The following is a 24,540-nucleotide window of genomic DNA, read 5'->3' on the forward strand; positions in this document are numbered from 1 at the left end:
GGGGAGGGCTGTACATCGCCGCTACGCTGCTTTTGGGCGTCTCCGCAGTCAATACCGGGAACAACCTGCTCTTTCTCATCGTGGCCGCCATGCTGGGGTTCATGGCGGTGACCGGTGTCCTTGGTTGGCTGAACCTCCGGGGGCTCTCCGCCCGGGTCCAGCTTCCCGACGAAGTCTACGCCGGCACCACGACGCCTTTGTCTGTGCACCTGGAGAACCGCAAGAAACTCCTTCCCTCCTTTCTCATCGACATCGGGGTCTCGTCCGGCTTCGTCTGGTTTCTCATGCTCCAGCCGCGCCGGCCTGAGTCGGCATCGCTTTTCCTCACCTTTTCCTCCCGCGGCAGCAGCAGCCTCCCCAGCGCGGTGATCAGCTCCCGTTTCCCCGTGAATTTCTTCATCCGCTACAGCCGGATCGACCTTCCCGCGACCTTCATCGTCTTTCCCGCGCCGCGGCCTCTTGGGCTTGCGCTGCAGGGTGGCAAGCCGGATACCGGGGAGGCGGTCGCGGCCGCGGCCCCCGGCTACGAGGGGGACCTCGCCAAGATCTCGGATTACCGGGGAGGGGAGCCGCTCAAGCTGATCCACTGGCGCCTCTCCGCCAAACACGACGTCTTCAAGGTAAAGGAGCTTTCGGCGACGGCGGGGGAGCCGCTTACCCTGGACCTGGAGCGCATCCCCGGCCGCGACCTGGAGCAGCGGCTTTGCGCCTGCTGCTTCCTGGTGAACCGCCTGGTGAAGGGGGGGCGTCAGGTAGGGCTCAGGTTGGGCGAGAAGGTGATCGCCCCAGCGGCGCCTACCCGCGGGCACCGGCTCAAACTTCTGGGAGAACTTGCCCTTTATGGCGAAGCTAAAGATTGAAAAGCTGCTGAACCTTCTTGCCGGCTGCATCGCGCTTCTGGGGTACCTACCGCTGCAGCCGTACCTGGATCCGCTCCCCCGTTACTTCTTTCCGGTCTCGCTCATGGGGGCGTTTTACCTGCAGCGTACCGGCCGCGCGCTGCCGGCGCGCCTGCTCACCCCCCTCTCCATCGCGCTCTTTCTCTACTACGCCATCGGCTTCAGCGTGAATCGCCTGGTACCTGTTACCGGGGACCTCCTGGTGCTCTTTCTGGCGGTGAGGCTCTTGGGCGAGAGAAGCGGCAGGCATTACCTGCAGGCCTTCGCGCTGTCGCTCTTTTGCCTGGCCGCCTCGTCGCTTTACGAGATTTCCGCGATCTTCCTGCTTTACCTGCTGCTGCTTTTGCTCCTCATGGCTGTTTCGCTGGTGCTGCTCACCTTCCATGCCCACGACCCCGCCATCGCCCTTGCCCCTGACCAGGGGAAGAAGGTGCTTGCCGTCTCGGTACTTATGCCCGTGGCCTCGCTCCCCATCCTGCTCGTGCTCTTCGTGCTCTTGCCGAGGACGCAGTACCCCCTGTGGCATTTCCTGGACGCGACGGCAGGGAAAAAGACCGGGCTTTCCGACCGCGTCCAGCCTGGAGACGCGGCCAGCGTCACCGAGGTGAAAGGGGCGGTACTAAGGGCCATAACCGGCAGGCTCCCGGAAGACAAGCTTTACTGGCGCGGGGTCGTGCTGAACGGATTCCGCGGCGATTCGTGGGTGAGGCTTCCGGTCCCCGAGGAACTGCCACCGGTCCAAAGGGGCGGCGCGGTGCTACAGGAGATCTACCCGGAGCGTTCGCAGAGCTCCTACCTCCTCGCCCTGAATACCACCCGCAGCATCTCGGGGCTGCGCCACGACGAGGCCAACGACGCCGTCTTCACTTCCCGGCGGCCGCTGGACAGGAAGGTGAAGTACGTAGCGACCTCGGTCCTAGGCACGCCCCTTGAGGTGAAGGGAGGGATAGACCGCGATTTTTACCTGCAGCTTCCCGCGACGCTCCCCGAGCGCATCCTGGCCAAGGGGCGGGAACTCGCCCGAGCCGGCCTCGGTCCCCCGGAGCGGATGCGGCTTTTGGAAGCATTCTTCCGCAACCAGAGGATCACCTATGCCAACACCGAGCTCCCGGTCGGCCCCCAGCCGCTGGACTCGTTCCTCTTCGACAAAAGGCGGGGCAACTGCGAATACTTCGCCTCCTCTTACGCCACGTTGCTAAGAGTAGCCGGCATCCCGTCCCGGCTGGTCGGGGGGTACCGCGGCGGCACCTACAACGACATGGGTGGGTACTACCTGGTGACCGAGGACATGGCGCACGTATGGGTCGAAGCGTACCTCGACGGGGTAGGGTGGCAGACGGTCGATCCCAGCGCCTGGGCGCTCGGGTCGGCAAGGCGTGCCGCCTCCGCCAGGGGAATCTCGATGTACTTCGATGCCATCAGCTTCTACTGGGACAAGGCTGTGGTAAGTTACGACCTCGACAAGCAGATCGCGCTGGTGAGGCGGGCCGGGAGCAAGGCGCGCGACCTGCGTCTCCCTGCGGGCTTCCTGCGCGGCTCGCTGGCGCTGTTGTTGCTCATGTTGCCGCTGGCGGCTTTTGGTTTGTGGCTCAAGAAGAGGCCGGCAAGCCAGGAGGAGAGGGTGCTGAGGCAGATGCTGCGGGCCGCGCGCAAGCGCTACCCGGGGGACGCGAGCGGGGAGGAAGGGCTCTTCGAGCTGTCGTCGCGCCTGGACGATCCCCTGATCCGCGAGTTCGCAGCCGTTTACGGCGGCGCCGTCTACCGAGACAGGCCGCTGCGAAAGGAAGAGCTGGCGAGATTGAAGGAAATAGTCCGGGAACTGCGTCAGCATGGTCCTTGACACCGGACGCGGTTTGCTTTAGTTTTAGAAGCTCGGATTTTTTGGTCTAATGAGGCTATAAGTGGCTACGAAAAAAGAAAAAATTCTGGAGAGTGCCCAACGCTTCGTCCTTAAAGGGCAGATCGACAAGGCGATCAAGGATTACCAGCAAGTGGTGGCCTTGGATCCCTCCGATGTCCGTTACCGTCAAAGGCTGGCCGAACTCCTGGTGCGGGACCGCCGCAAGGAAGAGGCGATCCAGGAGTACGAGTTTATCGGCAAGCATTACGCTGAAAACTCCTACTTCCTCAAGGCGATCGCCATCTATAAGCAGATACAGCGTCTTTCGCCGGGCAACACCGCGGTAGCGCTCACCGTCGCTTCCCTGAACCACCAACAGGGGCTGATCGGCAACGCGCTGGCCGAGTACGGTCAGGTGGCGGCCCAGTTCGAAAAAGAAGGCGCCCTCAAAGAGGCGCTCAAGGTCGTGGAACAGATGCTGGGCGTGGATGCCGAACACTGCGCCACTCGCCTCAAACATGCCGAACTCCTCTTCGCTACCGGTGCCAAGGACGACTCCTATTCGGCCTTTGAGCAACTGGCGGCATCGCTGCGCGCACGCGGTCACTCAGCGGATGCGGACGTGGTCGCCTTCCGCCTGCAGCAGCTTTTCCCCGGCAAGCCGGGGGAATCTTCCGCCGCTGCTCCACTGCAAATGGACGCCGCAACGCCGGGCGCCTTGGAAGCGCTCGATTGTGGCCGCGATATTCCCGGCGTGGCTGCTGACGTCCCGGCGCCCTGGGAGAGCGGGGGGGAAGGGGATGCCGGCGAAGAACTCCCCGATCCTCTCGATCCGCCCTTGCCGGCAGTAGCCGCGGAACCGGCACCCCCCGTCGGCTCCTGGGAGCCGGAACCGGCTGTCGCCACCGCCGCTACCGACGAAGCTCCCGCGCTTGCCTCATGGGAAGAGGAGATAGAGCTCGACCTGGACGACGATCTGCCGCTGGAGAGCGCCCCCGTGGCGTCCTCCGATTTCCAGGCCGCATCCCATGTGCCACACGCTCCCGTTTCTGAAGCGAAGCAGCCTGCCTTGCCGCCCGAGGCGCAGGACGGGATCGACCTGCAGCTCGATTTTTCCCTGGAACTCGACTTCGATGAAGTGGTGCAGTCGCTGGAAGAGGAGCCGCTGGACCAGGAGGCGGCCCCAGTGGTCGAGCTGGATATCGACGCTGCGGCGTTGGAGCTGAGCCTGCCTCAGGAACCGGGCGCGGACCTCCCCTGGGAAGAACAGCCGGAATCGGATGAGCTTTCCGCGGCGGAAGACCTGCCGGAACTGGAAGATCTCCCTGAACCGGAGCAACTTGCGGAAGCGGAGGAGCTGCCCCAAGTGCAAGCACCGGAGCTTATGGAGGTGCAGGACTGGGAGGCCCCTACGGAGGCGCCGCAGGACGAAGAGCCAGCTCGGATGGACGCGGCGGCGCCCGCCCTCTCGCAGCGGTTGCGCGGGTGGGAGGAGATCTATCCGGAGAGCGGGGATGCTCCCGAGGCGGAGTTGGACATCGAGGAGCTGGAGTCGCACTACGATCTGGGGATCGGCTATAAAGAGATGGGGATGTGCGGCGGCGCCATCAAGGAGTTCGACACCGCTGCGCGTAACCCTCACCGGCGGCTGGACTGCCTTACGCTGCAGGCCATCTGCTACCGTGAAAAGGGGGAGGCGGACCGGGCCGAGGACTTGCTGCGTCGAGGCCTATCCCTGGAGGTGATCTCCCAGCCGGAGCGGGTCTGCATCGCCTACGAGCTGGCCGTGCTGCTGGAGGATTCGGGAACGCCGGACGAGGCGATAGAGCTGTACCGGGAGGTTGTTCGCGCCAACCCCGGGTGCCATGACGCCTCTCGGAGGCTCTCCGCTCTTTCCGGGGAGGAGCGGCTGGACATCATCGAACTGGAACTGGAAGAAGGGTAGCGGCCGCTACCAGGCCATCAGGTTCAGCGGGGGGACCAAACGGATGGGGGCGTTGAAGACGTCGCCCTGGAAGCTGGCAGGAAGCGGCGGCAAGGGACCCGAACTCTCCAGGGTCTTTTGCACCATCCGGTCGTAGACGATGTTCCCCGAACTCTGCAGGATGAAGCTCCCCACGATTTCGCCGTTTCTCGCCACGCTTATGTTAACTACAATGGTTCTCACCTTCTGGTCCTTCTGCTCCAGCCACCACTTGTTGTTCACTCCCTGCAAGATTTCCAGGTAGTAAGCCTTCACATCGGGGCGGAGGGTGTCGCCGTCGCTCAGGCTCTTGAAGTACCCCTTGGTGAGCCCCATCCCGAAGGTGGTCGCGGACCTCTCTTCGGCGGGCGCCGGTTGCGGCGGTGCGGGCTGGGCCGTAGGCTGCTGCACTTCGACCTGCTGCGGCGGTGCGGGCGGGGTCTCGGGGACCGGTATCGGCTCGGCCTTGGCGGGATCGGGCTCGGGAAGTTCCGGTTCGGAAGCGGCAGGCTGTATAGCCGGAGCCGCGGGGCGAGGAGTGGGAATGGAGTTGAGGTCGACGTAGGTGACCGGCGGCCGCGGCGGTTCGCCCCCGCCGGGAAGGCCGATGAGGATGACGGCGCAGAAAAGGTGCAGTGCCAGAGACACCACTAGTCCGGTGATGAACTGCTTGTTGGGCTTTATCGGCTGGGCCGCTTCGTCAAGCGGCGCTAAGACTTCATCCATGGGTACTGCCCGTCCTTCTCACCTGATTACCTGCTGACACAGCGTCCATGTATAGCAAATAAGCCGGGGACAAGGCAATGAAAAGAAGCCTTGCGCGACTAAGAAAGGGGCTCCGTATTCACGGTGCCCCTTTCCTTTATGGTGATGGGATGTCCAGCGAGGGATGGGCGGCGCAGGGTACCCCGTCCCGCTACAGGTTCTGGGCGTCGACCACGGCTATCGCCGCCATGTTCACGATGGTGGAGACATCGTCCCCTCTTTGCAGCACATGGACCGGCTTTTTCATTCCCATCAAAAGCGGCCCGATCGCTTCGGCCCCGCCCAGCCGGTGCAAAAGCTTATAGCTGATGTTACCGGAGTTGAGGTCCGGGAAGATCAGTATGTTCGCGGGACCGGTGAGGGTGGAGAAGGTGTAGTTTTCCAGAAGCTCCGGGGTCACCGCCGTGTCCGCCTGCATCTCCCCGTCGATCTCAAGCTCCGGCGCCTTCTGCTTGACGATCTCCACCGCCCTTTTCACCTTTACCGTGAGGTCGTGGTTCACCGACCCGAAGTTGGCAAAGGAGAGCATGGCGATACGGGGAACGATGTCGAGAAGCTTCACCTTTTCCGCCGCAAGGAGGGCGGTTTCGGCCAGCTCCTCGGCTGTCGGGTCGATCTCCACCGTGGTGTCGGCGAGGAAATAGATCCCCTTTTTAAAGACCATCATGTACATGCCGTGCACGCCGGAGAGCTGCGGTTGCCTGCCGATGATCTCCAGCGCCGGCCTGATGGTGTCGGGGTAGTGCGAGTCGATGCCGGAGAGGAGGGTATCCGCGTCCCCCATGTGCACCATCATGGATCCGAAATGGTTCCTGGACTTGCGGCGCATGATGCGGCGCGCCTCCGAGAGGGTCACCCCCTTGCGCTGGCGTTTCCTGTAAAGCTCCGCGGCGTACCCTTCAGTCAGTTCCGAGGTCTCGGGATCGACTACGGTGGCGTTAAGCTCCATCCCCAGCTCGGCTATCTTCTCCTGCACCTTGGCCTTGTTCCCGATCAGGATGGGATGGGCGATCCCCTCCTCTATCAGCGCGTAGGCCGCCCTCAGGATCTTCTCGTTGTCCCCTTCCGGGAAGACGATCTTCTTGGGGTCGCACTTCGCCTTGTTGATGATCTGGCGCATGGTCTCCTTGGCGCGCCCCTGCAGCGCTTCGAGCCACTCGGTGTACTTGGCCATCTCCTCGATCGGCATGCGGGCGACCCCCGAATCCATGGCCGCCTGGGCCACCGCCGGGGCCACCCGCAAAAGCGCGCGCGGGTCGAACGGTTTGGGGATGATGTAGTTTCTCCCGAAGGTGAAGCTCTCGTTGCCGTAGGCGCGGCAGACCGAGTCGGGGCAATCCTCCCGCGCCAGTTCCGCCAGGGCTAAAACCGCGGCTTTCTTCATCTCCTCGTTGATGGTGCTGGCCCTGACGTCGAGCGCGCCCCGGAAGATGAAGGGGAAGCCGAGCACGTTGTTCACCTGGTTCGGGTAGTCCGACCTGCCTGTCGCCATGATGACGTCGGAGCGGACCGAGAGCACCTCCTCCGGAGTGATCTCCGGGTGGGGATTGGCCATGGCCATGATCACCGGGTCCTTGGCCATCTCGCGCACCATCTGCTGGGTGACGGCGCCTTTGGCGGAGACCCCGATGAAGACGTCGGCCCCGCGCATCGCCTCTTCGAGCGTGCGCAGCGGCGTGTCGTTTGCCAGGCGCTCCTTGTAAGGGTTCATCCCCTCGGCTCTCCCCTTGTAGATCACCCCCTTGGTGTCGCACATGAAAAGGTTTTTCGCTCTTGCTCCCAGGGAGAGGATGAGGTTCGCGCAGGCGACCCCGGCGGCGCCGGCGCCGTTGATCACGATTCTTGCCTGCTCGATCTTCTTGCCGACCAGTGACAACGCGTTGATGAGCGCCGCCGAACAGATGATGGCCGTTCCGTGCTGGTCGTCGTGGAAGACCGGGATGTTCATGGTCTTCTTCAGTTCCTCCTCGATGTAGAAACACTCCGGCGCCTTGATGTCCTCGAGGTTGATGCCGCCGAAGGTGGGCTCCAGCAGCTGCACCACCTTGATCACGTCGTCCGGGTTCTCCGACTTCACCTCCAGATCGAAGACGTCCAGGTCGGCGAAGCGCTTGAAGAGGACCCCTTTCCCCTCCATGACCGGCTTGCCGGCGATGGCCCCGATGTTCCCCAGCCCCAGGACCGCCGTGCCGTTGGAGACTACTGCGACCAGGTTCCCCTTCGCCGTGTACTGGTAGGCGAGCTCGGGATCCTGCTCGATGGCAAGGCACGGTTCGGCGACACCCGGGGTGTAAGCAAGCGAGAGGTCGCGGGAGGTAAGACACGGCTTGGAGGAGATGACCTCGATCTTCCCCTTGCGCCCGGTTGCATGGTATTCGAGAGCGTCCATTTTCTTTGTCATTGCTACCTCCTCAAGATAAATTACCCTCCTGGAGCTATCAGCTCATTGACCAAACAAGTACTATCTGTCATTGTTCCGGTCCGGGTTGTTAAGACGAGGTGCAGGGCCGAAAGGCCACAAGTATAGCATGGCGCAGGACCGCTACAATGAGCGGCGCGTAATGCAATGCTAAAGGCATTGAGCTTCGAAAAGAGCTTCTTGTCGCTGTCAAAACTGTCGATTCCATTGTCAATGGCATGCGGTCGTTGTAAATTAATTCTGTTGCGGCATTGACTGCCGTTCTTCGACCAAGCCCTCAGTCAGTGGGCAACGGAGGGGTGCGATGGACAATCTTTGGGCACCATGGCGGGTAGAATATCTGACTCAGCCGCCGGCGACGGAATGCATCTTCTGTGCGCAAGGTAACGACAGGGAGCTGCTGATTTTGAGGCGCACCCGGCTTTCGCGGGTGATGCTGAACCGCTACCCCTATTCCAACGGACATCTGCTGATCTCGCTTAACCGCCACAGCGCCGACTTGGGCGAACTGACAGCGGACGAACTGCTGGAGCTGATGCGCGAGGTGGCTCTTTGCCGGGACATACTGGCCCGCTCCAGCGGCGCTCAAGGTTTCAACATCGGCATAAACCTCGGCAAGGCCGCCGGCGCAGGCGTCGAGGACCACCTGCACCTGCACGTGGTGCCGCGCTGGTACGGGGACAGCAACTTCATGACTGTGGTAGCGGACGTCAGGGTGATCCCGGAGGCGCTTTTGGCGACTTACGACCGGCTGCTACCGTTTTTCCAGGCGGCAGTGGAGGGGTGATGGAAAGTGTCTGTATCGGGGTGGACGTCGGGGGGACTAACCTTCGCTTCGCCCTGGTGGACCAAGGCGGCGCGGTGCTTAGCAGGGTGAGCGAACCGACGGAGACGGTGACGGCTCCCGCGCCGTTTGTAGCCCGGCTGCAGGGGAGGGTGCAACAGCTGCAAAGGGAGGCGCTGGCCCGGGGAGTCAGGGTCGCCGGCGTCGGCATCGGTGTCGCCGGTCTCGTCTCGGGTGAAGGTGCGGTCCTTTCCAGCGTCAACCTCCCGGCGCTGCAGGGGGTAAACCTCGGCGCGGAGCTTTCGCGCGCCCTGGGGGTGCCGGTGCTGGTGCTAAACGACGCCAACGCCTGCGCCGTCGGCGAGCAGCGCTTCGGCGCGGGAAAAGGGTACCGCTCCTGGCTCATGCTCACCATCGGCACGGGGGTGGGGGCGGGGCTGATACTTGACGGCCGGCTCTGGACCGGGGCGAACGGGCTGGCCGGCGAATTGGGGCACCTGACGGTGGAACCGGAGGGGCGCCCGTGCGGCTGCGGCAACCGGGGGTGCCTGGAGCAGTACACCTTTGCCACCGCCATTTCCGCGGGAAACGACAGCGCCGCTGCCGTCGCCCGGCGCGCGGTGAGCGGGGACGCCGCGGCTGTCGCCCGTTTTGAGGGGGCTGGCCGCTACTTGGGCATCGCCGTGGCCGGGGTGCTCAACCTGCTGAACCTGGAAGCGGTAGTGCTGGGAGGAGGGGTGTCAGAGAGTTTCGAGCTACTGGCCCCGGCGATGCGCCGGGAGATATGCTCCCGCACCCTTGCGCTTCCCGGGGCGGCCGCCTGCGTCGTCAAGGGCGCCCTCGGCCCGGACGCCGGTGTCCTGGGTGCTGCCCAAGCCGCCTTCGACGCCGAAAAAATTTCCTCGCGCTCCCACCTTTCCTGAAACATATGCTATAGTTGCCGCTGGCTCGGCCAGCAATTTTAATTAACTAGAATGGAGGCCTTATGTGGTTTACTCGGAGAATCCTGGCAGCTTGTTTGTCCGCAGCGGTGCTGCTTCTTCTGGCAGGTGTGTCGTTCGCCGCCCCGATCTCCCCTGAAAACGCCTTTCGCAGCGCGTTCCCCCAGGTCCCCTTCGACAGTATGACCCCCACAGAGATCAAGGGTGTGTACGAGGTCGTTTCCGGGCCCAACATCTTCTACTACTACCCGGAGAAGGATCTCATCCTCACCGGCGAGATCGTGGGGAAGGACCTCAAGAGCCGTACGGCGGAGCGGAAGCAGGCGCTCAGCTCGCAGGTGGCGGCCAAGGCGATGGAAGCGGTCAAGGAGCTGCCGCTCGACAAGGCGGTCAAGGTGGGGGACGGCAAGAAGACGGTCATCGAGTTCACCGACCCCGACTGCCCGTACTGCAGGAAGGCTTCCGAGTACTTCACCAAGAGAAGCGACGTGACCAGGTACGTCTTCTTCGCGCCGCTGGCGCACCCGGCGGCCATCAAGAAGATCGAGTACATCCTTTCCGCCGAGAACAAGGCCGAGGCCTATGACGCCATGATGCTGGGCGAGGAGATTCCGGCCTCCGCCAAGCCGGCGAGCGCCGAGGTGAAGAAGCTGGCCCAGGAGCACCTCGCACTGGCGAGAAAGGTGGGTATCCAGGGGACCCCGACCTTCTTCGTCAAGGGGGAGCAGGTCATCGGCGCCGACACCAAGAAGCTGGATGAGCTTTTGAAATAACCTTCTTCACGCCAAAGGGGAGATGGAGACGATCCCGAACCTGCCGTCGTAACCGGGATCGATCTCCACCTCGCCCAGGCGCATCTTGCCGATGCCGCGCGCCAGCGTGGCGCCGGCAGCCTCCTCTATCAACCCCACCGGCGCATCTCTCAGTATGTGGAACTCGTTGCCGATCAGCTCCAGCAGGTGGAAGTAAAGCGCCTGAGCCTTTTTCGTCCCCGTCCCCACCTTAAGCGCCCCCCCGATCAGATCCAGAAGCGGTATCAGCGACTGGAACGGGGGGGCGTTTTCCGGTCTTGCCCCTTCCGGCCGGTCCGCCAGCAGCTCCAGCCTGTGCAGCACCCCGACCGTCACCTTGGCGCCGCAGGCAGGGCAGCGGTAGCCGTTTGCAATAGTCTGCGCAGGGGTGAGGCGGACCCCGCAACAGCGGTGGCCGTCCGCGTGGTACTTCCCCTGCTCCGGGAAGAACTCGATGGTCGATGCCACCCCGTTTCCCTCAATTATCCCCTGCCGGATCCCGCGGTAGGAGGGGTCGGTCCGAAACACCGTCGCCTCCCGCCCGAGCTTGGCCGCGGAGTGCGCGTCGGAGTTGGAGATGAGCGTGATGCCGTCTAGGGCCGATATGCGCCAGTTCATGGCCGGGTCGGAGGAAAGTCCGGTCTCGATGGCGTGCACGTGCGGGGTGAGTTCCTCGAAGCACTCGGCAAGCGAGTCGAAGCCGGAGCCGGAGCCGAACACCGAGAAGTGCGGGGTCCAGGCGTGCGCCGGGATCAGCAGCGCCTCGGGAGCCGCGTCCAGCACCATCTGCAACAGCTCCTTCGCGTCGAGTTTCAGGATGGGCCGGCCGTCGGAGCCCAGGTTGCCGATGCGGGAAAGGAGCAGGTTGAGCCGGTGCGCCGCCTGCAGGTCCGGGAGCAGGACCAGGCAGTGCACCTTCCTGGTGCGCCCCCCCTTGCGGTAAATGCAGCTGATTTCGGCGGTCGGCATGAAGAGGACCTCGGCGCGGCAGTTGGCGGGAACCAGGTGCTGCGGCGGGGCGTGGCGCAGCCGGAACAAACCGGACTCGGTTGCCACCAGGTCCCGCTCCAACTCCCCAAGCCACACGGGGTGGGTGCAGTCTCCGGTACCGACCACGCGGATCCCCTTCAACTGTCCCCAGTGCCAGAGGGAGGCCAGGTCGAGGTCGCGGCTTGTGGCGATGGAAAAGCGGGAATGGATGTGCAGGTCTGCGATGAAGGTCACGGCAGTTTCGCGCTCACGCCTGAGGCGGCTTGGATGACAACTGGGGTGAGGGGGGAGTCGGGTAGATAAGAAGGAAAAGGGGCGTCGCCGCTGGACGATGCCCCGTAAGGAAAGCGGTGATTACGAGTCACTTTTGTTGCCGTCGCCGTCACGGCCGGCGCCGAACTTGGTGGAAATCTTCTGGCGGTAAGAGACGATGTCTTTTCTAAGTGACGCCAGCTTCGCCATCTTTTCGTCTATCTTCTCGATGTGCTCGTCCAGTATCTCCACCAGCCGGGGAACCATGCGCTCGGTCTGCTTCGCTTCACCGTAAGCTACGTATAGGTCCTGCATCTCCTTGATGGTGAGGCCGAGCTCCTTTAGCTTGATGATGAACTTGATGCGGCGCACGTAGTACGGGGTGAAGCCGCGCGTCGCGCCGTCGTTTCTCTGCACGCTTTCGATGATGCCGACTTCCTCCCAGTAACGGATGGTCCTGGTGGTAAGTCCGAGTGCTATGGCGAGATCCCCGATCGGGGTTATTTCTTCGCCATCCTTGATGTCGTCCATTTGAGTCCTCGTGGGCAAAAAATTAAAGATAATCTAGTGCATGGCGCTCCGGCTGTCAATTTCTTTTGCCCTGCTGCGGGAAGCTAAGCGGCGCTTGTCGCCCCATGGTAACTCGCCGGGTGTCGTGACGGTTGCCGCCGCTTCAGTGGCAGTTGAAACAGAACTGTCTTTCCAGGTGTAAAACTGGCATTTACAAAACAATGTTTTTCGTGTATCAATGAAAAGCGCGATTGTCAAAAGTGGCAGAGTTTTGGGATTTTGCTTGTCAGAGCCATAGGCTGCGCGGGCGTGGGCAGAAGGTCGTTTTTGTTGATCTTGGGATAAATAAAACGATTGCTCATTGTGACGCTAACTCAAGGCTCCCCGGCAGGCTTTTCCGGATCAATGCGTGTGCCGTGCTGGCTATTCAACCTTTGTGATCGGTCCTTTCTGCCGGGCCGTCCAGTACTGGGGCAACCGACGGGTTGCCCCTTTTTTTGCCGGCGCCAAAAAGGGGGACAGGCTACTTTTTCGAAAAATAAAGTAGCCTGTCCCCTTTTCCTTTCTTACGTGCTATGCTGCGCCCGTTCATCCTCCTCCCAGTCCCGCGATTCCGGCACTGCATACGGCACCGACAGCAAAAAGGAGACGACAGCATGGGGATCTCCCCGTATCGCGCCACAGTCACCATGCCCCGGATGGAGCAGCCGTACCCGTCGGTACTGGACTTTCTGGTCGGGCGTTTCCCAAAGGTAAGTCGCAGCTGCTGGGAGCGGCGCATAGCCCAGGGAAAGGTCCTGGGCGAGGATGGGACTCCCATCACCAGCGCCAGCAGCTACGCTCCCCAAAAAAGGATCTTCTACTTCAGGGAGATCGAGAATGAGAAGGTGATCCCCTTTGCCGAGGAGATCTTGTTCCAAAACGACGAACTCCTGGTGGCATGCAAGCCGCATTTTCTGCCGGTGACGCCGGGGGGAGAGTACCTCAGCCAAAGCCTCCTGCACCGGTTGAGGGAATCTACCGGCATCCACGACCTGGTACCGCTGCACAGGATCGACCGCGAAACCGCCGGGATCGTCCTTTTCTCCGCCAACCCGAAAACGCGCGGCCGTTACGGCGAGTTGTTCCGGGAGGGGAGCATCGAAAAGAGCTATGAGGCGATATCGGCAGCTCCGGTAGAGCCGGGGCAGGCGGAATGGCTGGTGGAAAACAGGCTGGTGCATGGGGAACCGTGGTTCACCATGCGAACGGAGCAAGGTCCCCCCAACGCCCGTTCGCTCATCCGGTTGGTGGAGCAACGAGATGGCGCTGCTCGTTTTCAACTGACACCGGTGACGGGGAAGACTCATCAACTGCGGGTCCACATGAGCGGGCTCGGGTTGCAAATTCTGCATGACCGCCTTTACCCGCAACTTCAGCCCCAACAGCCCGACGACTTCGACCGGCCGTTGCAACTCCTGGCAAGGCGCGTGCGGTTTCGGGACCCGCTCTCGGGGAGGCTTTTGGAGTTCGAGTCGGCGCGCAGGCTTTTGTGGTAAGCTAAATCGGGCCAGAAGGGTTAGTTGGCGGCATCACAGCGGTTACCGGAGGCGGGTATGGCCAAGAACGTGCTTTTGCTGGTCGATTACGGCGTCAACAACGCGATCCATGTCGGACTGTTCAAGAAGCAATTGAAGGAGGCCGGGTGGCGGGAGGGGCTCATCGAGGGCTCCTTCGAGAAAAAGATGGATCTTTCCGATTCCGAGATCGAGAAAGCGGTTCAGGAGGAAGTGGATGGCGCAGCCGACCAAGCTTCCTTCAAAAAAACCTGCTGCGAACTGTTCGTCACCGAGGATGAACTGAAGTTCTGCTGGGACTGGAATACCCCGTAACGCTGAGACCCGTCACATTGCGGTTTTGCCGTACATTAAATACTGGACAAGGCCTTCGCATATTGGTTAGTATCCCCGCTATGAATAAAGCTGCCGCACTTTTTATCATCTTTTTCACCCTGGCCGTCGTAGGATTTGGTACTTGGCAGCTCTATGCCGGTAATCTCGTAGCGGCTTTTTCTTCCTTTCCTTTCCTGCTGATAATCTACATCTTTATTAAGCCTTTCCACAAACAATGACGATATGTGCTTCGTCGCCGTCCCCATCCCTGCAGCATGATGCTATTTGGCACAGCAAGCCAGGCATGAAGATGGGGCGCTGTACCTGTCGTTCAATCGGTTAAGAATTATTTGAGGCTATTGGGGAGATTTCATGTCCAGCTGTGTGCTCGTGATCGATGACTCCGCTGCCATCCGGGAGCAGGTTGTGCGGACGCTCAAGGATGTCGGACTGTTCGAGGAATACTGCGAGGCGCGGGACGGGCTCGAAGGCTTCAAGACGCTGATCGAGTCGAAGGCCGATCTGGTGATCTGCGACGTCGACATGCCGCGCATGGACGGCTACAAGTTCCTGCAGCTCGTCGCGTCGAGACCCGAGTTGCTGGGGCTTCCGATCATCATGCTGACCGGCATGATGGACTTCAACTCAAAAATTAGGGGGCTGGAGCAGGGGGCGAGCGATTATCTCACCAAGCCGTTCGATTCCGGCGAGCTTGTGGCACGGGTCAAGGTACAGCTGAAGATCAAGTCGCTGCAGGACGAGCTGAAAAAGGCGAACGAACAATTAAAGAGACTCACCAACATCGATCACCTGACCAACCTCTTCAACCGGCGCTACCTCACAGAGGTACTCGAATCGGAATTCTTCCGCGCCCGGCGCAACCGGGAGAACCTCTCGCTGGTCATCATCGACATAGACTATTTCAAGAACGTGAACGACACCTACGGCCATCAAAACGGTGACGTGGTGCTTGCTTCCGTCGCCGGGCTGGCACAGAAGCAGTTGCGCGCCTACGACAGCGCCGCCCGCTATGGCGGCGAAGAGTTCGTCCTGGTCCTGCCAGGGACTTCGCTGGAAGGAGGGAAAATGGTGGCCGAGCGCCTGAGGCAGGCGGTGCTGGAATTCGCTTTCCCGTCCCCCATGGAAGATCTCACCCTGACCATCAGCGCCGGCGTGGCGACCTTTCCCTCGCCCAGTATCGATAACATCGACTCCTTGTTCCGCCAGGCCGACGAGGCGCTGTACCGGGCCAAGCAAACCGGCCGGAACAGGGTAGAGCTCATGGACGTCTGATTCATCCGGCAGTCAATCCCGGCATGCGGCCCCCCCTCCGGCGGCGTTACCCTTTCCCTTAGATATCCCACACGGCATTCCTTATTAAAATCCTTCGTCAGTTTCGCGAACCGAAGCCGGCGACCGCTGCACCTTTCATTAGTTCATTTGACAGCGGTACGTCGTCCTATATCCTCTCCTATGTTGCTTTCGCAGACCTTGCGCCGGCATCGGGGAATGGCAATTAATGGTCTGGAGGAGATAATCATGAAAATCCTGGTGTGCATAAAGCAGGTCCCCGACATGGAATCCAGATTCAGGCCCGATGCTTCTGGCGTCTGGTACTCGGAGATAGACATGGCCTTCCGCGTCAACGAGTACGACGAATACGCCATCGAAGAGGCGGTCCGGCTCAAGGAAAAGCTGGGAGGCGAGCCGGAGTTGACCGTGCTGTCGCTGGGACCAGACCGGGTGGTGGAGGGAATCAAGAAGGCGCTCGCCATGGGGTGCGACCGGGGGATACATGTGCAGGACAGCGCCTCCCAATTGAAAGATCCCTGGCAGATCGCCTCGGCGATAGCCGCCAGCGCCAGAGGGGAGAACTACGACCTGATCTTCACCGGGCTGCAGTCCCAGGACCGCGGCTCAGCCCAGGTGGGAACCATGGTGGCCGAACTGTTAGAGTATTCCTGTGCCACCACCGTGATCGGTTTCGAATACGCTGAGGGGTCAGTTACCGTCAAGCGGGAGCTCGAAGGGGGACTGAGGGCAGTGGTGAGGCTTAAGACCCCGGCCCTGGTGACTTGCCAGTTGGGCCTGAACCAGCCGCGCTATCCGACGCTCCCCAACATCATGAAGGCCAAGAAAAAGGAGATCCTGACCGTCCCGGTGTCCGAACTGTTGCACGAGGAGCCGCGGACGGTGATGGCGGGCTTCTACGCTCCTGCCAAGAAGGGGACCGGCGTCGTCCTCGAAGGGGACGTCGCCGATCAGGTGGACAAGCTGATCGGGATACTCAAGGACAAGACGGGGCTTTTACGCTAGGGGGAGATATGAAAGCGTTGCTGATAGCTGAGTGCAGGGACGGGAAAATTCTGGATTACAGCTACGAGCTGTTTGGTTTCGCGGCGCGGCTTTCCGCGGACGTTGCCGTGTTGTTGGTGGGGAAAGAGGGAGAGCTCCCGGAGTGCGGGGGGGCAGTGTACCTGGCTGACGTCGCCAAGTACGGCGAATGCAATCCCGACCAGCACAAGCTGGTCGTGCTCGCCGCAGTCGAGCGGGAAAAGCCCGATTACGTGGTGTTGATGCACAGCTCCTACGGGTGGGATCTGGCGCCGCGGGTGGCGGCGGGGCTCAAGGTGGCGCAGCTTTCCGAGGTGGTGGCGGTCGCCGAGGACGGTTTCGAGCTTCCCTGTTGCAGTCAGAAGATGCGGCGCAAGGCAAAGCCGGTCGGTTCTCCCGTGGTGCTCACCCTGCAGTTGGGAGCTTTTCCGGCAGTAAAGCCGGGAGGCTCGCCGGCGCTGCAACGGATCGACGTGGAGGGGGAGGGGAAGGTAGAGTTTTTAGGCTATGAGCCACCGCCGCCCAAAGGGGTGGATCTCGGCCGGGCCGAGGTGATAGTGAGCGCCGGGCGCGGTATCGGCAAGAAGGAGAATATCGAGGTCATCGCCGCGCTGGCGCGTGTCTTGGGAGGCGAGGTCGGCGCGAGTCGACCCGTGGTTGACAGCGGCTGGATCGACGCCGGGCATCAGGTCGGTACCACCGGGCAGACTGTGAGCCCGAAGCTCTACGTCGCCTGCGGCATCAGTGGGGCGATCCAGCACCTGGCGGGGATGAAGAAGTCAGGGTTCATCGTAGCCGTCAACAAGGACAAAGAGGCCCCGATCGGAGAGGTGGCCGACGTGCTGGTAGTTGCGGACGTGATGCAGTTCGTTCCAGCTCTCACCGCAAAGCTGGCTAAGTGAGGGCAACAACGAGGAGCCGGTATGGACCAGGCTTGCGAACTGATACTGCCTCATGGAGGCTTCCGGAAGCTGCGTAGCTTCGCCGTTGCGCTGGCGGCTTATGACGGCACCGTGCTTTTTTGCGACCGGTTTGTGCAGAAGCGCTCGCGCACCCACGACCAGATGGTGCAGGCCGCGCGCAGCGGGGTCCAGAACATAGCCGAAGGGTCGCTCGCCTCCGGGACTTCCAAAAAGACCGAGCTGAAGCTGACCGGCGTAGCTCGGGCCAGTCTGGGCGAGCTGATCAGGGACTACGAAGACTATCTGCGGCAGAACCGGCTGGAGATTTGGGACAAGGATTCGGCGCGCGTGCGCGCCATGCGGGCCAGGCTCGCCGGGAAGCTGAAAAGGGGAAAGGCATTGTCGGACCAGTCGGACAGGTCAGACAGGTCTGACAGGTCTGACAGGTCTGAGTTTTTCGACGAACCGCTGCTGTCTGCGCTGCAGGCGCTTCGTAGCGCCAGCGCGGAAGTGAGCGCCAACATCCTGCTCTGCTTGACGCACCAGGCAAGCTACCTGCTCAAGCGCCAGATGGACCGGCTGGCGAGTGACTTCGCCGAAAACGGCGGCTTCACCGAAAGGCTCTACCACTACCGTAAAGAGCACCGCTGAATCCCTACTGCATCAACTCCAGAAAATCATCCTCGCTCAACACCCGCACGCCCAGCTGCTGCGCTTTATCCAGCTTGCTCCCGGCATCGGCGCCGGCGACGACGTAGTCGGTCTTCTTGGACACGGAGCCGGCTGCATGCCCCCCCTCCAACTCCACCATCTTCTTCGCCTCGTCGCGCGTGAACTTCTCCAGGGCGCCGGTGAAGACGAAGGTCTTGCCGGTGAACCTGCCGCCAACCCGCTTCTCTTCCACCCTGGGATTAACCCCGTGCTCCTTTAACTCCCTGAGCACTTCCAGGTTCTCTTCGCTCTTGAAGAAATCCGCGATGCTAGCCGCCACCTGCGGCCCGACTTCGCGGATGGAGGTCAACTCCTCTTCGCTCGCCGCCGCGAGATTCTCCATGCTCCCGAAGGCGCTGGCCAAAAGCTTCGCGGTGTGCTCCCCCACGTGCCGTATCCCGAGCGCGAAGATCAGGCGCGAAAGCTCCCGCTCCTTGCTGGCGGCGATGGAATTCAGAAGGTTCTCCGCCAGCTTCTTCCCCATGCGCTCGAACTGCATGAAGTCCTCTTCAGTCAGCCGGTAGATGTCGGCGACGTTCCGTATCAGCTTCAGGTTCAGAAGCTGCTCGATGAACTTCTCCCCCAGCCCGTCTATGTCCATGGCGCGGCGGGCGGCAAAGTGCTTCACCCGTTCCAATGCCTGCGCGGGACAGTTGAGGCCGACGCAGCGCACGGCGACCTCGCCCGGTATCCTGACCACTTCGCCGCCGCACACAGGACACGCCTGCGGTACCGGAAGCAGCGTCTCGCTCCCTTGCCTTTTCTCGACCAGCACCTGCACCACGGCGGGAATGACGTCGCCGGCGCGCTCGACCACTACGGTATCGCCCCTGCGGATGTCCTTGCGCTCCATCTCCTCCCAGTTGTGCAGTGTGGCGCGGGAGACCATGACGCCCGAGACGTTCACCGGCTCAAGGTGCGCCACAGGGGTGATGACGCCGGTCCGACCCACCTGGGGCACGATGTCGTTGACCACCGTGGTCGCCTGGCGCGGGGGGAACTTCCAGGCGATGGCCCAGCGCGGCGAGCGGCTCTTCTCTCCCAAGTCGCGCTGCAGGGAAAACCGATCCACCTTCACTACCACGCCGTCGATCTCGTAGGGGAGATCGTCGCGCTTTTCCATCATCTCGTTGTAGTAGTCGAGCACCCCCTGCACGCCCGGGACGAGCCTCGTCAGCGGGTTGACCGGGATGCGCCAGGTGGGGATGGTGCTGAGGAAATCGCTTTGCGATTGGAAGGCGACTCCGTCCACCTCGCCAGGGGCGTAGCAGAAGATGCTGAGCGGCCGCTTTGCGGTGATCTTCGAGTCGAGCTGGCGCAGGGATCCTGCCGCGGCGTTCCTCGGGTTGGCGAAGGGTGGCTCCCCCGCTTCCTCGCGCTCCTGGTTGAACTTCCTGAAAGGTTCCAGCGGCAGGTACACCTCACCCCGCACCGTCAAGAGCCCCGGAGGCTCCTCCGTCTGCAGCCGCAACGGTATGTCCTTGATGGTCTTCAGGTTCTGGGTCACCTCCTCGCCCACCAACCCGTCGCCGCGGGTAGAGCCGATGGCGAGGAGCCCATCACGGTACACCAACTCCACCGCGACGCCGTCCATCTTCGGCTCGCAAACATAACCGATCTCCTCTGCGCCTGAAAGCCCCAGGAAGCGCTTCATCCGGTCATCGAAGTCGACGATGTCCTTCTCCGTGAAGGCGTTTTCCAGCGAAAGCATGGGCGTTGTGTGGCGCACCTGGGTGAACTTCGCCACCGGGCGCCCGCCGACCCGGCCGGTCGGGGAATCGGGGAGGGCGAGGTCGGGATAGGAGGCCTCAAGCTCCTTCAACTCGCGGAAGAGCGCATCGTACTCGGCATCGGTTATCTCCGGCATGTCCTGTTCGTAGTAGAGCCGGTTGTGGCGCTCGATCTCCGAGCTTAACCACTTGATCCTTTGAGCCGCAGCAGTTTTATCCATTTCCCTGAACCTCTTTCGGTCTTTAATGTCTTTGTTGGGTGCCAGGAGCCCGGGCCTGCTTTACCGCCCGCCACTTGGAGGGGGCGGGTGAGGGGGGGCTGCACTGAAGCAAGCTTTTATAGCACACCGCGGCGGCGATTGAAACCGGCATGGAATAGCGGCTTGCATTGGATCTGCCGTTCTGGTAACTATGTTGGGCCGCGCCTTCCCGGACGCGGCTCTTTTTTCGTCCGCGCCGCGGGGGAAACTGCCGCCTTGCCGGCGGAACTACCCGCTTTTGATGAGGTTTTCATGCTCGACCTGTCACGATTGAACCCCGAACAGCTGGCCGCCGTAAAGCACACGGAGGGGGCCCTGCTGGTCCTCGCCGGCGCCGGCTCCGGCAAGACCGGGGTCATCACCTACCGTATCGCGCACCTCATCCTGGACAAGAAGGTGCCGCCCGACCAGGTCCTCGCCGTCACCTTCACCAACAAGGCCGCCAAGGAGATGAAGGAGCGGGTGGAGCACCTGGTGGGGCGCAAGCAGTCGAAGGGAATCGTTCTTTCCACCTTCCATTCGCTGGGCGTGCGCGTGCTGAAACGGGACATCGAGCGCCTGGGCTACAAGAAAAACTTCTCCATCTATTCCACCGCGGACCAGGTGGGGCTCGTGCGCCAGATCGTCCGCGAGGTGAATACCGACAGCAAGAAGTACGACGCCGAAAGCATCATCTGGCGCATATCGGGCGCGAAGAACAAGCTGATCCCGCCGGGGAGGTTCACCCCCAACCCGACGGATGACATCGACATGATGGCGGGGCTCGTCTATCCGCGCTACCAGTCAGCCTTAAAGGCGTTTAACGCCATTGATTTCGACGACATCATCATGCTGACGGCGGAGCTCCTCGAGCATCACCCTCTGGTCCTCAAACACTGGCAGGAGCGCTTTCGCTACATCATGGTCGACGAATACCAGGACACGAACTCCTCGCAGTACCTCCTGGTGAACCTCCTGGCCGCCGGGTGCGGCAACCTCTGCGTCGTAGGCGACGACGACCAGTCCATCTACGGCTGGCGCGGCGCGGACGTCGGCAACATCCTCGACTTCGAGAAGGATTTCAAGGGGTGCCGGACCATCAAGCTGGAGCAGAACTACCGCTCCACCGGCAACATCCTGGAAGCGGCCAACAGCGTGATCGGCAACAACAAGGTGCGCAAGGCGAAGAGGCTTTGGACCGCTTCGGGGGAGGGGCCCCTCATCGATCTCTGCATCGTGCAGGACGACGAGGAGGAGGCGACCAGCGTCGTGGAGCGGATCCAGCTTGAGCGTTACAAAAAGGACGCCCCCTACAGCCAGTTCGCCATCCTTTATCGCACCAACGCGCAAAGTCGCCCCTTCGAGGAGCAGCTCCGCTTCGAGGACATACCGTACGTCCTGGTGGGGGGGACCCAGTTCTTCGAGCGTAAGGAGGTGAAGGACTCCCTCTCCTACCTGAAGGTGATCGCAAATCCGCTGGACGAGGTGGCGCTTTTGCGCATCGTCAACTTCCCCAAGCGCGGCATCGGCGACAGCACCGTGATCCGCATCAACCAGTGGTCGCTGGAAAAGGAGATCCCTCTTTTCGAGGCCTTCAGCCGGGTGGAGGAGATCGAGGGGATTTCCGACATCATCAAGGACAAGGTCCGCGCCTTCCACCACACGCTTTTGGACGCCGCCGAAGCGTTCCGGGCGGAAGGAGGGCTCGCCGAGAAAGGGAAGGCCCTTTTCGAGAAACTGAAGATAGAAGAGGAGATCTTCCGCACCATAGACGACGCCAAGGCCGCCCGCCGCAAGGTGGAGAACGTGGAGCAGATCATCAACTCGATGGCGGCCTACGAGGAGCGGGTGCCCGAGGCGACCCTGGGCGGGTTCATCGAGAAGGTGTCGCTGATGGACGAGGACCGCTTCTCCGGCAAGGACAAGAAGGAACACGGCAAGGATGCGGTGACGCTCATGTCGCTGCATTCCAGCAAGGGGCTGGAGTTTCCTTTCGTGTTCCTGGTCGGGATGGAAGACGAGATCCTGCCCCACAAGCGCGCCATCTACGAGGACGACAGCATCGACGAGGAGCGGCGCCTTTGCTACGTGGGGATCACCCGGGCGCGGCAGCAGCTGGTGATGACCCGGACGCTCTTCCGGAAGAAGTATGGAAAGCTGGAGGAGCGCGTGCCGTCGCGTTTTCTCGAAGAGATCCCGGGGGGAGTGCTCAACGTGCAGCAAAGCGGCGTGGTGAAGGAAGTGACCCCCGAAGAGGCCGAGAAGAGCGCGGAAGATTTCTTCGCCAAGATGAAGGCGATGATGGGGTAAGGGCGGAAAACCGTCGGAGGCGAACCCCCCCTGTCCCCCCTTCGCAAAGGGGGGGACGCAATAGCCTCGTACATCTCAAAGGGGGGGCACGAAAAAACTGTGGTTGTCGGGAAAAAGAATTTCAGTTGTTCTTGAGTTTGGGTTCCTCGGATTTCGGTTTCTCAGAAGTTCTCAGATGTTCTCCTTGTCAAGGGTTTTGGTTTGAAAAGTTTCAAGGTTTTCCAAGGGTTTTCTGGCCTGGTTTCCAGCCGAGCGGGCAGAGCGAGCCGGTCTGCAACGCTTCCAGCACGCGCAGCGTCTCATCCACGCTCCTTCCCACATCGAGGTTGTGCACCACCTGGTACTGCAGCACTCCCTGCGGGTCGATGATGTAAAGCGCACGCAGCGCAACGCCGTCCTTCTCGTCCAGGCAGCCGTACTTCCGCGCGGCCTCCTTCTTGATGTCCGAAAGGAGCGGATAACCTACGGCCCCCAGGTCGCCGCGCTTCACCCAGGCCAGGTGCGAGAACTTGCTGTCGGTGGAGGCGCCCAGGACCACGGCGTCCAGCTTCTCGAACTGCGCCAGTGCGTCGTTGAACCCCTTGATCTCGGTGGGACAGACGAAGGTGAAGTCCATGGGATAAAAGAAGAGCACGACCCACTTGCCGCGCAGCTCTTTCAGGTTTATCTGCTTGAATTCCTTACCGGGGGCGGTCCCTACCCAGGCATCCAGGGTGAAATCGGGAGCGGGTTCCCCGACCTTCGCCACCTGTTGCGACTGCAATTCCGCCGCAGCCAAGGGAAAAGGGGTCGTGGCGATTGAGATAGCTAGTGCCGCCAACAGTGTGAAACTGGTTAATCTCATGTGTCTCTCCTGTGCGTATAGGCTGAAAGCTGCGGTTTCGTCACCGTCTGTTACACTCGCGGTCGCTACAGTATTACCGTCAGGCCTCAGCGCGTCAACAATGAGGAAAAAGTTTCCACCGGCCGTGGTTGTATGGTATTGAAGACTGCAACTGCAATGACTGGTGACCATATCAAATTAAAAGGAGTAATAGCAATGACTGAAGAAAAGAATCCCGTGGTACTCATGGAGACCTCGATGGGCAACGTCAAGATCGAACTCTTCAAGGACAAGGCCCCGATTTCCGTTCGCAACTTCCTCTCCTATGTCAAGGATGCCTACTACGACGGCACCATCTTCCATCGCGTCATCAAGAACTTCATGGTGCAGGGTGGCGGGTTGGACACCGACATGCAGCCCAAGAAGACCAAGTTCGCCATCAAGAACGAGGCCACCAACGGGCTTAAAAACCTGCGCGGCACCCTGGCCATGGCCAGGACTTCGGTTGTGGACAGCGCGACCTCGCAGTTCTTCATCAACGTCGTGGACAACGCCTTCCTCGACCATTCAGGCAAGACCCCGGACCGTTTCGGCTACGCGGTCTTTGCGCAGGTCATCGAAGGGATGGACGTGGTCGACGCCATTCGCGAGGTGAAGACCGGCAACAAGGCGGGGCACCAGGATGTTCCTGTCGAGCCGGTGTTCATCAACTCCATCAGGCTCGTGGAGGAGTAAGCTTCGTCTTATCCTGCAGCAGCGAAAGAAAGATGGGCGGCTGGCGGTTATTCCGTCAGCCGCTCATTGCGTTTTGAGCGCAAGATGGGGGACTACTCCGGCGATGGGGGCGCCGTCTGGGTCGCGTGCGGAAAAGCCGGAGAGGACGATTTCGGATGAGGCGATTTTGGCCCCGGGAGCAAGGGTACAGTTCAGGGTGGCCAGGGGGCCGACGGTGAATCCACCGGGGTGGGAGATGTTGACCAGCAGCACTTGTCCCGGCTCCGAGCCGGTGCCGACCAAAGCTGCTCCGGCGAAACTCCCGCTAGGCGCGGGTTGCAGCACGCCGGCTGGCAGCAGGTTCCCCGCTGGGTCCGGAACGGTTAACGCCTTGGGAAGTGCCAGCGTGAACTGTGCGCCGTAGAGCACCGTATCGGGGGCGGGACCGCTGGTGCTGATGACAATCTGCGCCGGCGCGGGAGTTGGTTGCGGTACCAGGACGTTTCCTTCCGTGCCGCTTCCTCCCGTAGAGCCTGAGGAACCGCAACCGGTGATGACTGAGCAGAGAAGCAGAAGAAAAAATACTCTCATAATTCCTCCTTTCCAAAGGACTCCCGCTATCAGACGATTGGCCGCCACTCTTAGCAGGAGCACGGCCTGTAGCTGCAACAGCTGAGACTGAGGTCGATGTGGCATTGGGCTAAGCAAAAGCAGATTGTATCCGATAAAAAATTAGAATCAATTAACTAATC

General features: G+C 61.5%; 21 protein-coding genes. 14 read left to right on the forward strand and 7 right to left on the reverse strand.

The features are described 5' to 3' along the window. The first annotated feature begins 32 nt into the window (after window positions 1-32). The 3 genes from GBEM_RS06630 (at window position 33) to GBEM_RS06640 (ending at window position 4,684) form a co-directional block, all read left to right on the forward strand. Window positions 33-860 (forward strand): DUF58 domain-containing protein, encoded by an 828-nt coding sequence (locus tag GBEM_RS06630; RefSeq protein ID WP_083770304.1) that lies wholly within the window; start codon window positions 33-35, stop codon window positions 858-860. Further along, complete coding sequence (locus tag GBEM_RS06635; RefSeq protein ID WP_012529751.1) at window positions 841-2,739, forward strand: transglutaminase family protein; 1,899 nt, start codon at window positions 841-843, stop codon at window positions 2,737-2,739. The genes GBEM_RS06630 and GBEM_RS06635 overlap by 20 nt, the downstream gene beginning before the upstream one ends. A gap of 61 nt (window positions 2,740-2,800) precedes the next feature. Further along, window positions 2,801-4,684 (forward strand): tetratricopeptide repeat protein, encoded by a 1,884-nt coding sequence (locus tag GBEM_RS06640; RefSeq protein WP_012529752.1) that lies wholly within the window; start codon window positions 2,801-2,803, stop codon window positions 4,682-4,684. A 6-nt stretch (window positions 4,685-4,690) separates the two neighbouring features. On the opposite strand, the gene GBEM_RS06645 is transcribed toward GBEM_RS06640, so the two are convergent. Further along, window positions 4,691-5,428, reverse strand: coding sequence for an energy transducer TonB (locus tag GBEM_RS06645; RefSeq protein ID WP_012529753.1), 738 nt, complete (start codon window positions 5,426-5,428; stop codon window positions 4,691-4,693). 190 nt (window positions 5,429-5,618) lie between these two features. Next, on the reverse strand, window positions 5,619-7,868 hold the full coding sequence (locus tag GBEM_RS06650) for an NADP-dependent malic enzyme (protein WP_012529754.1): 2,250 nt from the start codon (window positions 7,866-7,868) through the stop codon (window positions 5,619-5,621). Window positions 7,869-8,190: 322 nt separating this feature from the next. Here GBEM_RS06650 and GBEM_RS06655 point away from each other — a divergent pair, with 322 nt between their 5' ends. The 3 genes from GBEM_RS06655 (at window position 8,191) to GBEM_RS06665 (ending at window position 10,384) form a co-directional block, all read left to right on the forward strand. Continuing rightward, on the forward strand, window positions 8,191-8,673 hold the full coding sequence (locus GBEM_RS06655; RefSeq protein WP_012529755.1) for an HIT family protein: 483 nt from the start codon (window positions 8,191-8,193) through the stop codon (window positions 8,671-8,673). Beyond that, window positions 8,673-9,593, forward strand: coding sequence for an ROK family protein (locus GBEM_RS06660; RefSeq protein WP_012529756.1), 921 nt, complete (start codon window positions 8,673-8,675; stop codon window positions 9,591-9,593). The genes GBEM_RS06655 and GBEM_RS06660 overlap by 1 nt, the downstream gene beginning before the upstream one ends. Window positions 9,594-9,655: 62 nt before the next feature. Further along, window positions 9,656-10,384 carry a DsbC family protein gene (locus GBEM_RS06665; protein ID WP_012529757.1) on the forward strand — a complete coding sequence of 243 codons (729 nt, stop codon included), beginning with the start codon at window positions 9,656-9,658 and terminating at the stop codon, window positions 10,382-10,384. Between the two features lie 6 nt (window positions 10,385-10,390). On the opposite strand, the gene GBEM_RS06670 is transcribed toward GBEM_RS06665, so the two are convergent. Together GBEM_RS06670 and GBEM_RS06675 are read right to left on the reverse strand one after the other, a co-directional pair. After that, on the reverse strand, window positions 10,391-11,626 hold the full coding sequence (locus tag GBEM_RS06670) for an endonuclease Q family protein (protein WP_012529758.1): 1,236 nt from the start codon (window positions 11,624-11,626) through the stop codon (window positions 10,391-10,393). Window positions 11,627-11,746: 120 nt separating this feature from the next. Next, window positions 11,747-12,175: a MerR family transcriptional regulator gene (locus GBEM_RS06675; RefSeq protein ID WP_012529759.1), complete on the reverse strand. Its 429-nt coding sequence runs from the start codon at window positions 12,173-12,175 to the stop codon at window positions 11,747-11,749. A 635-nt stretch (window positions 12,176-12,810) separates the two neighbouring features. Here GBEM_RS06675 and GBEM_RS06680 point away from each other — a divergent pair. The 6 genes from GBEM_RS06680 (at window position 12,811) to GBEM_RS06710 (ending at window position 17,912) form a co-directional block, all read left to right on the forward strand. Beyond that, entirely contained in the window at window positions 12,811-13,692 is an 882-nt protein-coding gene (locus tag GBEM_RS06680; protein WP_012529760.1) for a pseudouridine synthase, read from the forward strand. A gap of 57 nt (window positions 13,693-13,749) precedes the next feature. After that, entirely contained in the window at window positions 13,750-14,025 is a 276-nt protein-coding gene (locus GBEM_RS06685) for a hypothetical protein (RefSeq protein ID WP_012529761.1), read from the forward strand. Between the two features lie 372 nt (window positions 14,026-14,397). Beyond that, window positions 14,398-15,318, forward strand: a complete 921-nt coding sequence (locus GBEM_RS06695) for a diguanylate cyclase (protein ID WP_012529763.1) — start codon at window positions 14,398-14,400, stop codon at window positions 15,316-15,318. 246 nt (window positions 15,319-15,564) lie between these two features. After that, on the forward strand, window positions 15,565-16,341 hold the full coding sequence (locus tag GBEM_RS06700; protein ID WP_012529764.1) for an electron transfer flavoprotein subunit beta/FixA family protein: 777 nt from the start codon (window positions 15,565-15,567) through the stop codon (window positions 16,339-16,341). Window positions 16,342-16,349: 8 nt separating this feature from the next. Further along, on the forward strand, window positions 16,350-17,261 hold the full coding sequence (locus GBEM_RS06705) for an electron transfer flavoprotein subunit alpha/FixB family protein (protein WP_012529765.1): 912 nt from the start codon (window positions 16,350-16,352) through the stop codon (window positions 17,259-17,261). Window positions 17,262-17,282: 21 nt separating this feature from the next. Continuing rightward, window positions 17,283-17,912: a four helix bundle suffix domain-containing protein gene (locus GBEM_RS06710; protein ID WP_012529766.1), complete on the forward strand. Its 630-nt coding sequence runs from the start codon at window positions 17,283-17,285 to the stop codon at window positions 17,910-17,912. A 4-nt stretch (window positions 17,913-17,916) separates the two neighbouring features. On the opposite strand, the gene ligA is transcribed toward GBEM_RS06710, so the two are convergent. After that, entirely contained in the window at window positions 17,917-19,923 is a 2,007-nt protein-coding gene (ligA, locus tag GBEM_RS06715) for an NAD-dependent DNA ligase LigA (RefSeq protein WP_012529767.1), read from the reverse strand. Between the two features lie 291 nt (window positions 19,924-20,214). Here ligA and GBEM_RS06720 point away from each other — a divergent pair, with 291 nt between their 5' ends. Further along, window positions 20,215-22,251, forward strand: a complete 2,037-nt coding sequence (locus GBEM_RS06720) for an ATP-dependent helicase (protein ID WP_012529768.1) — start codon at window positions 20,215-20,217, stop codon at window positions 22,249-22,251. Between the two features lie 211 nt (window positions 22,252-22,462). On the opposite strand, the gene GBEM_RS06725 is transcribed toward GBEM_RS06720, so the two are convergent. Next, complete coding sequence (locus GBEM_RS06725; protein ID WP_012529769.1) at window positions 22,463-23,095, reverse strand: peroxiredoxin; 633 nt, start codon at window positions 23,093-23,095, stop codon at window positions 22,463-22,465. 195 nt (window positions 23,096-23,290) lie between these two features. On the opposite strand from GBEM_RS06725, the gene GBEM_RS06730 reads away from it, so the two are divergent. Beyond that, the gene (locus GBEM_RS06730; protein WP_012529770.1) at window positions 23,291-23,809 is read left to right on the forward strand and encodes a peptidylprolyl isomerase; all 519 of its coding nucleotides are present in this window, start codon (window positions 23,291-23,293) and stop codon (window positions 23,807-23,809) included. Between the two features lie 63 nt (window positions 23,810-23,872). Here the strand turns inward: GBEM_RS06730 and GBEM_RS06735 are convergent, their stop codons facing one another. Continuing rightward, the gene (locus GBEM_RS06735) at window positions 23,873-24,379 is read right to left on the reverse strand and encodes a hypothetical protein (RefSeq protein ID WP_012529771.1); all 507 of its coding nucleotides are present in this window, start codon (window positions 24,377-24,379) and stop codon (window positions 23,873-23,875) included. Window positions 24,380-24,540: the final 161 nt, after the last annotated feature.

Origin of the sequence: Citrifermentans bemidjiense Bem (assembly GCF_000020725.1) — a bacterium.
Taxonomy (GTDB): domain Bacteria; phylum Desulfobacterota; class Desulfuromonadia; order Geobacterales; family Geobacteraceae; genus Geomonas; species Geomonas bemidjiensis.

What these genes read in the sequence shown, in the direction of transcription:
- GBEM_RS06705 (WP_012529765.1), top strand. Translation starts at nt 16,350, where the DNA reads ATGAAAGCGTTGCTGATAGCTGAGTGCAGGGACGGGAAAATTCTGGAT.
- GBEM_RS06685 (WP_012529761.1), top strand. Translation starts at nt 13,750, where the DNA reads ATGGCCAAGAACGTGCTTTTGCTGGTCGATTACGGCGTCAACAACGCG.
- GBEM_RS06720 (WP_012529768.1), top strand. Translation starts at nt 20,215, where the DNA reads ATGCTCGACCTGTCACGATTGAACCCCGAACAGCTGGCCGCCGTAAAG.
- GBEM_RS06645 (WP_012529753.1), bottom strand. Translation starts at nt 5,428, where the DNA reads ATGGATGAAGTCTTAGCGCCGCTTGACGAAGCGGCCCAGCCGATAAAG.
- GBEM_RS06735 (WP_012529771.1), bottom strand. Translation starts at nt 24,379, where the DNA reads ATGAGAGTATTTTTTCTTCTGCTTCTCTGCTCAGTCATCACCGGTTGC.
- GBEM_RS06635 (WP_012529751.1), top strand. Translation starts at nt 841, where the DNA reads ATGGCGAAGCTAAAGATTGAAAAGCTGCTGAACCTTCTTGCCGGCTGC.
- GBEM_RS06665 (WP_012529757.1), top strand. Translation starts at nt 9,656, where the DNA reads ATGTGGTTTACTCGGAGAATCCTGGCAGCTTGTTTGTCCGCAGCGGTG.
- GBEM_RS06680 (WP_012529760.1), top strand. Translation starts at nt 12,811, where the DNA reads ATGGGGATCTCCCCGTATCGCGCCACAGTCACCATGCCCCGGATGGAG.
- GBEM_RS06675 (WP_012529759.1), bottom strand. Translation starts at nt 12,175, where the DNA reads ATGGACGACATCAAGGATGGCGAAGAAATAACCCCGATCGGGGATCTC.
- GBEM_RS06710 (WP_012529766.1), top strand. Translation starts at nt 17,283, where the DNA reads ATGGACCAGGCTTGCGAACTGATACTGCCTCATGGAGGCTTCCGGAAG.
- GBEM_RS06730 (WP_012529770.1), top strand. Translation starts at nt 23,291, where the DNA reads ATGACTGAAGAAAAGAATCCCGTGGTACTCATGGAGACCTCGATGGGC.
- GBEM_RS06655 (WP_012529755.1), top strand. Translation starts at nt 8,191, where the DNA reads ATGGACAATCTTTGGGCACCATGGCGGGTAGAATATCTGACTCAGCCG.
- GBEM_RS06660 (WP_012529756.1), top strand. Translation starts at nt 8,673, where the DNA reads ATGGAAAGTGTCTGTATCGGGGTGGACGTCGGGGGGACTAACCTTCGC.
- GBEM_RS06695 (WP_012529763.1), top strand. Translation starts at nt 14,398, where the DNA reads ATGTCCAGCTGTGTGCTCGTGATCGATGACTCCGCTGCCATCCGGGAG.
- GBEM_RS06650 (WP_012529754.1), bottom strand. Translation starts at nt 7,868, where the DNA reads ATGACAAAGAAAATGGACGCTCTCGAATACCATGCAACCGGGCGCAAG.
- GBEM_RS06700 (WP_012529764.1), top strand. Translation starts at nt 15,565, where the DNA reads ATGAAAATCCTGGTGTGCATAAAGCAGGTCCCCGACATGGAATCCAGA.
- ligA (WP_012529767.1), bottom strand. Translation starts at nt 19,923, where the DNA reads ATGGATAAAACTGCTGCGGCTCAAAGGATCAAGTGGTTAAGCTCGGAG.
- GBEM_RS06725 (WP_012529769.1), bottom strand. Translation starts at nt 23,095, where the DNA reads ATGAGATTAACCAGTTTCACACTGTTGGCGGCACTAGCTATCTCAATC.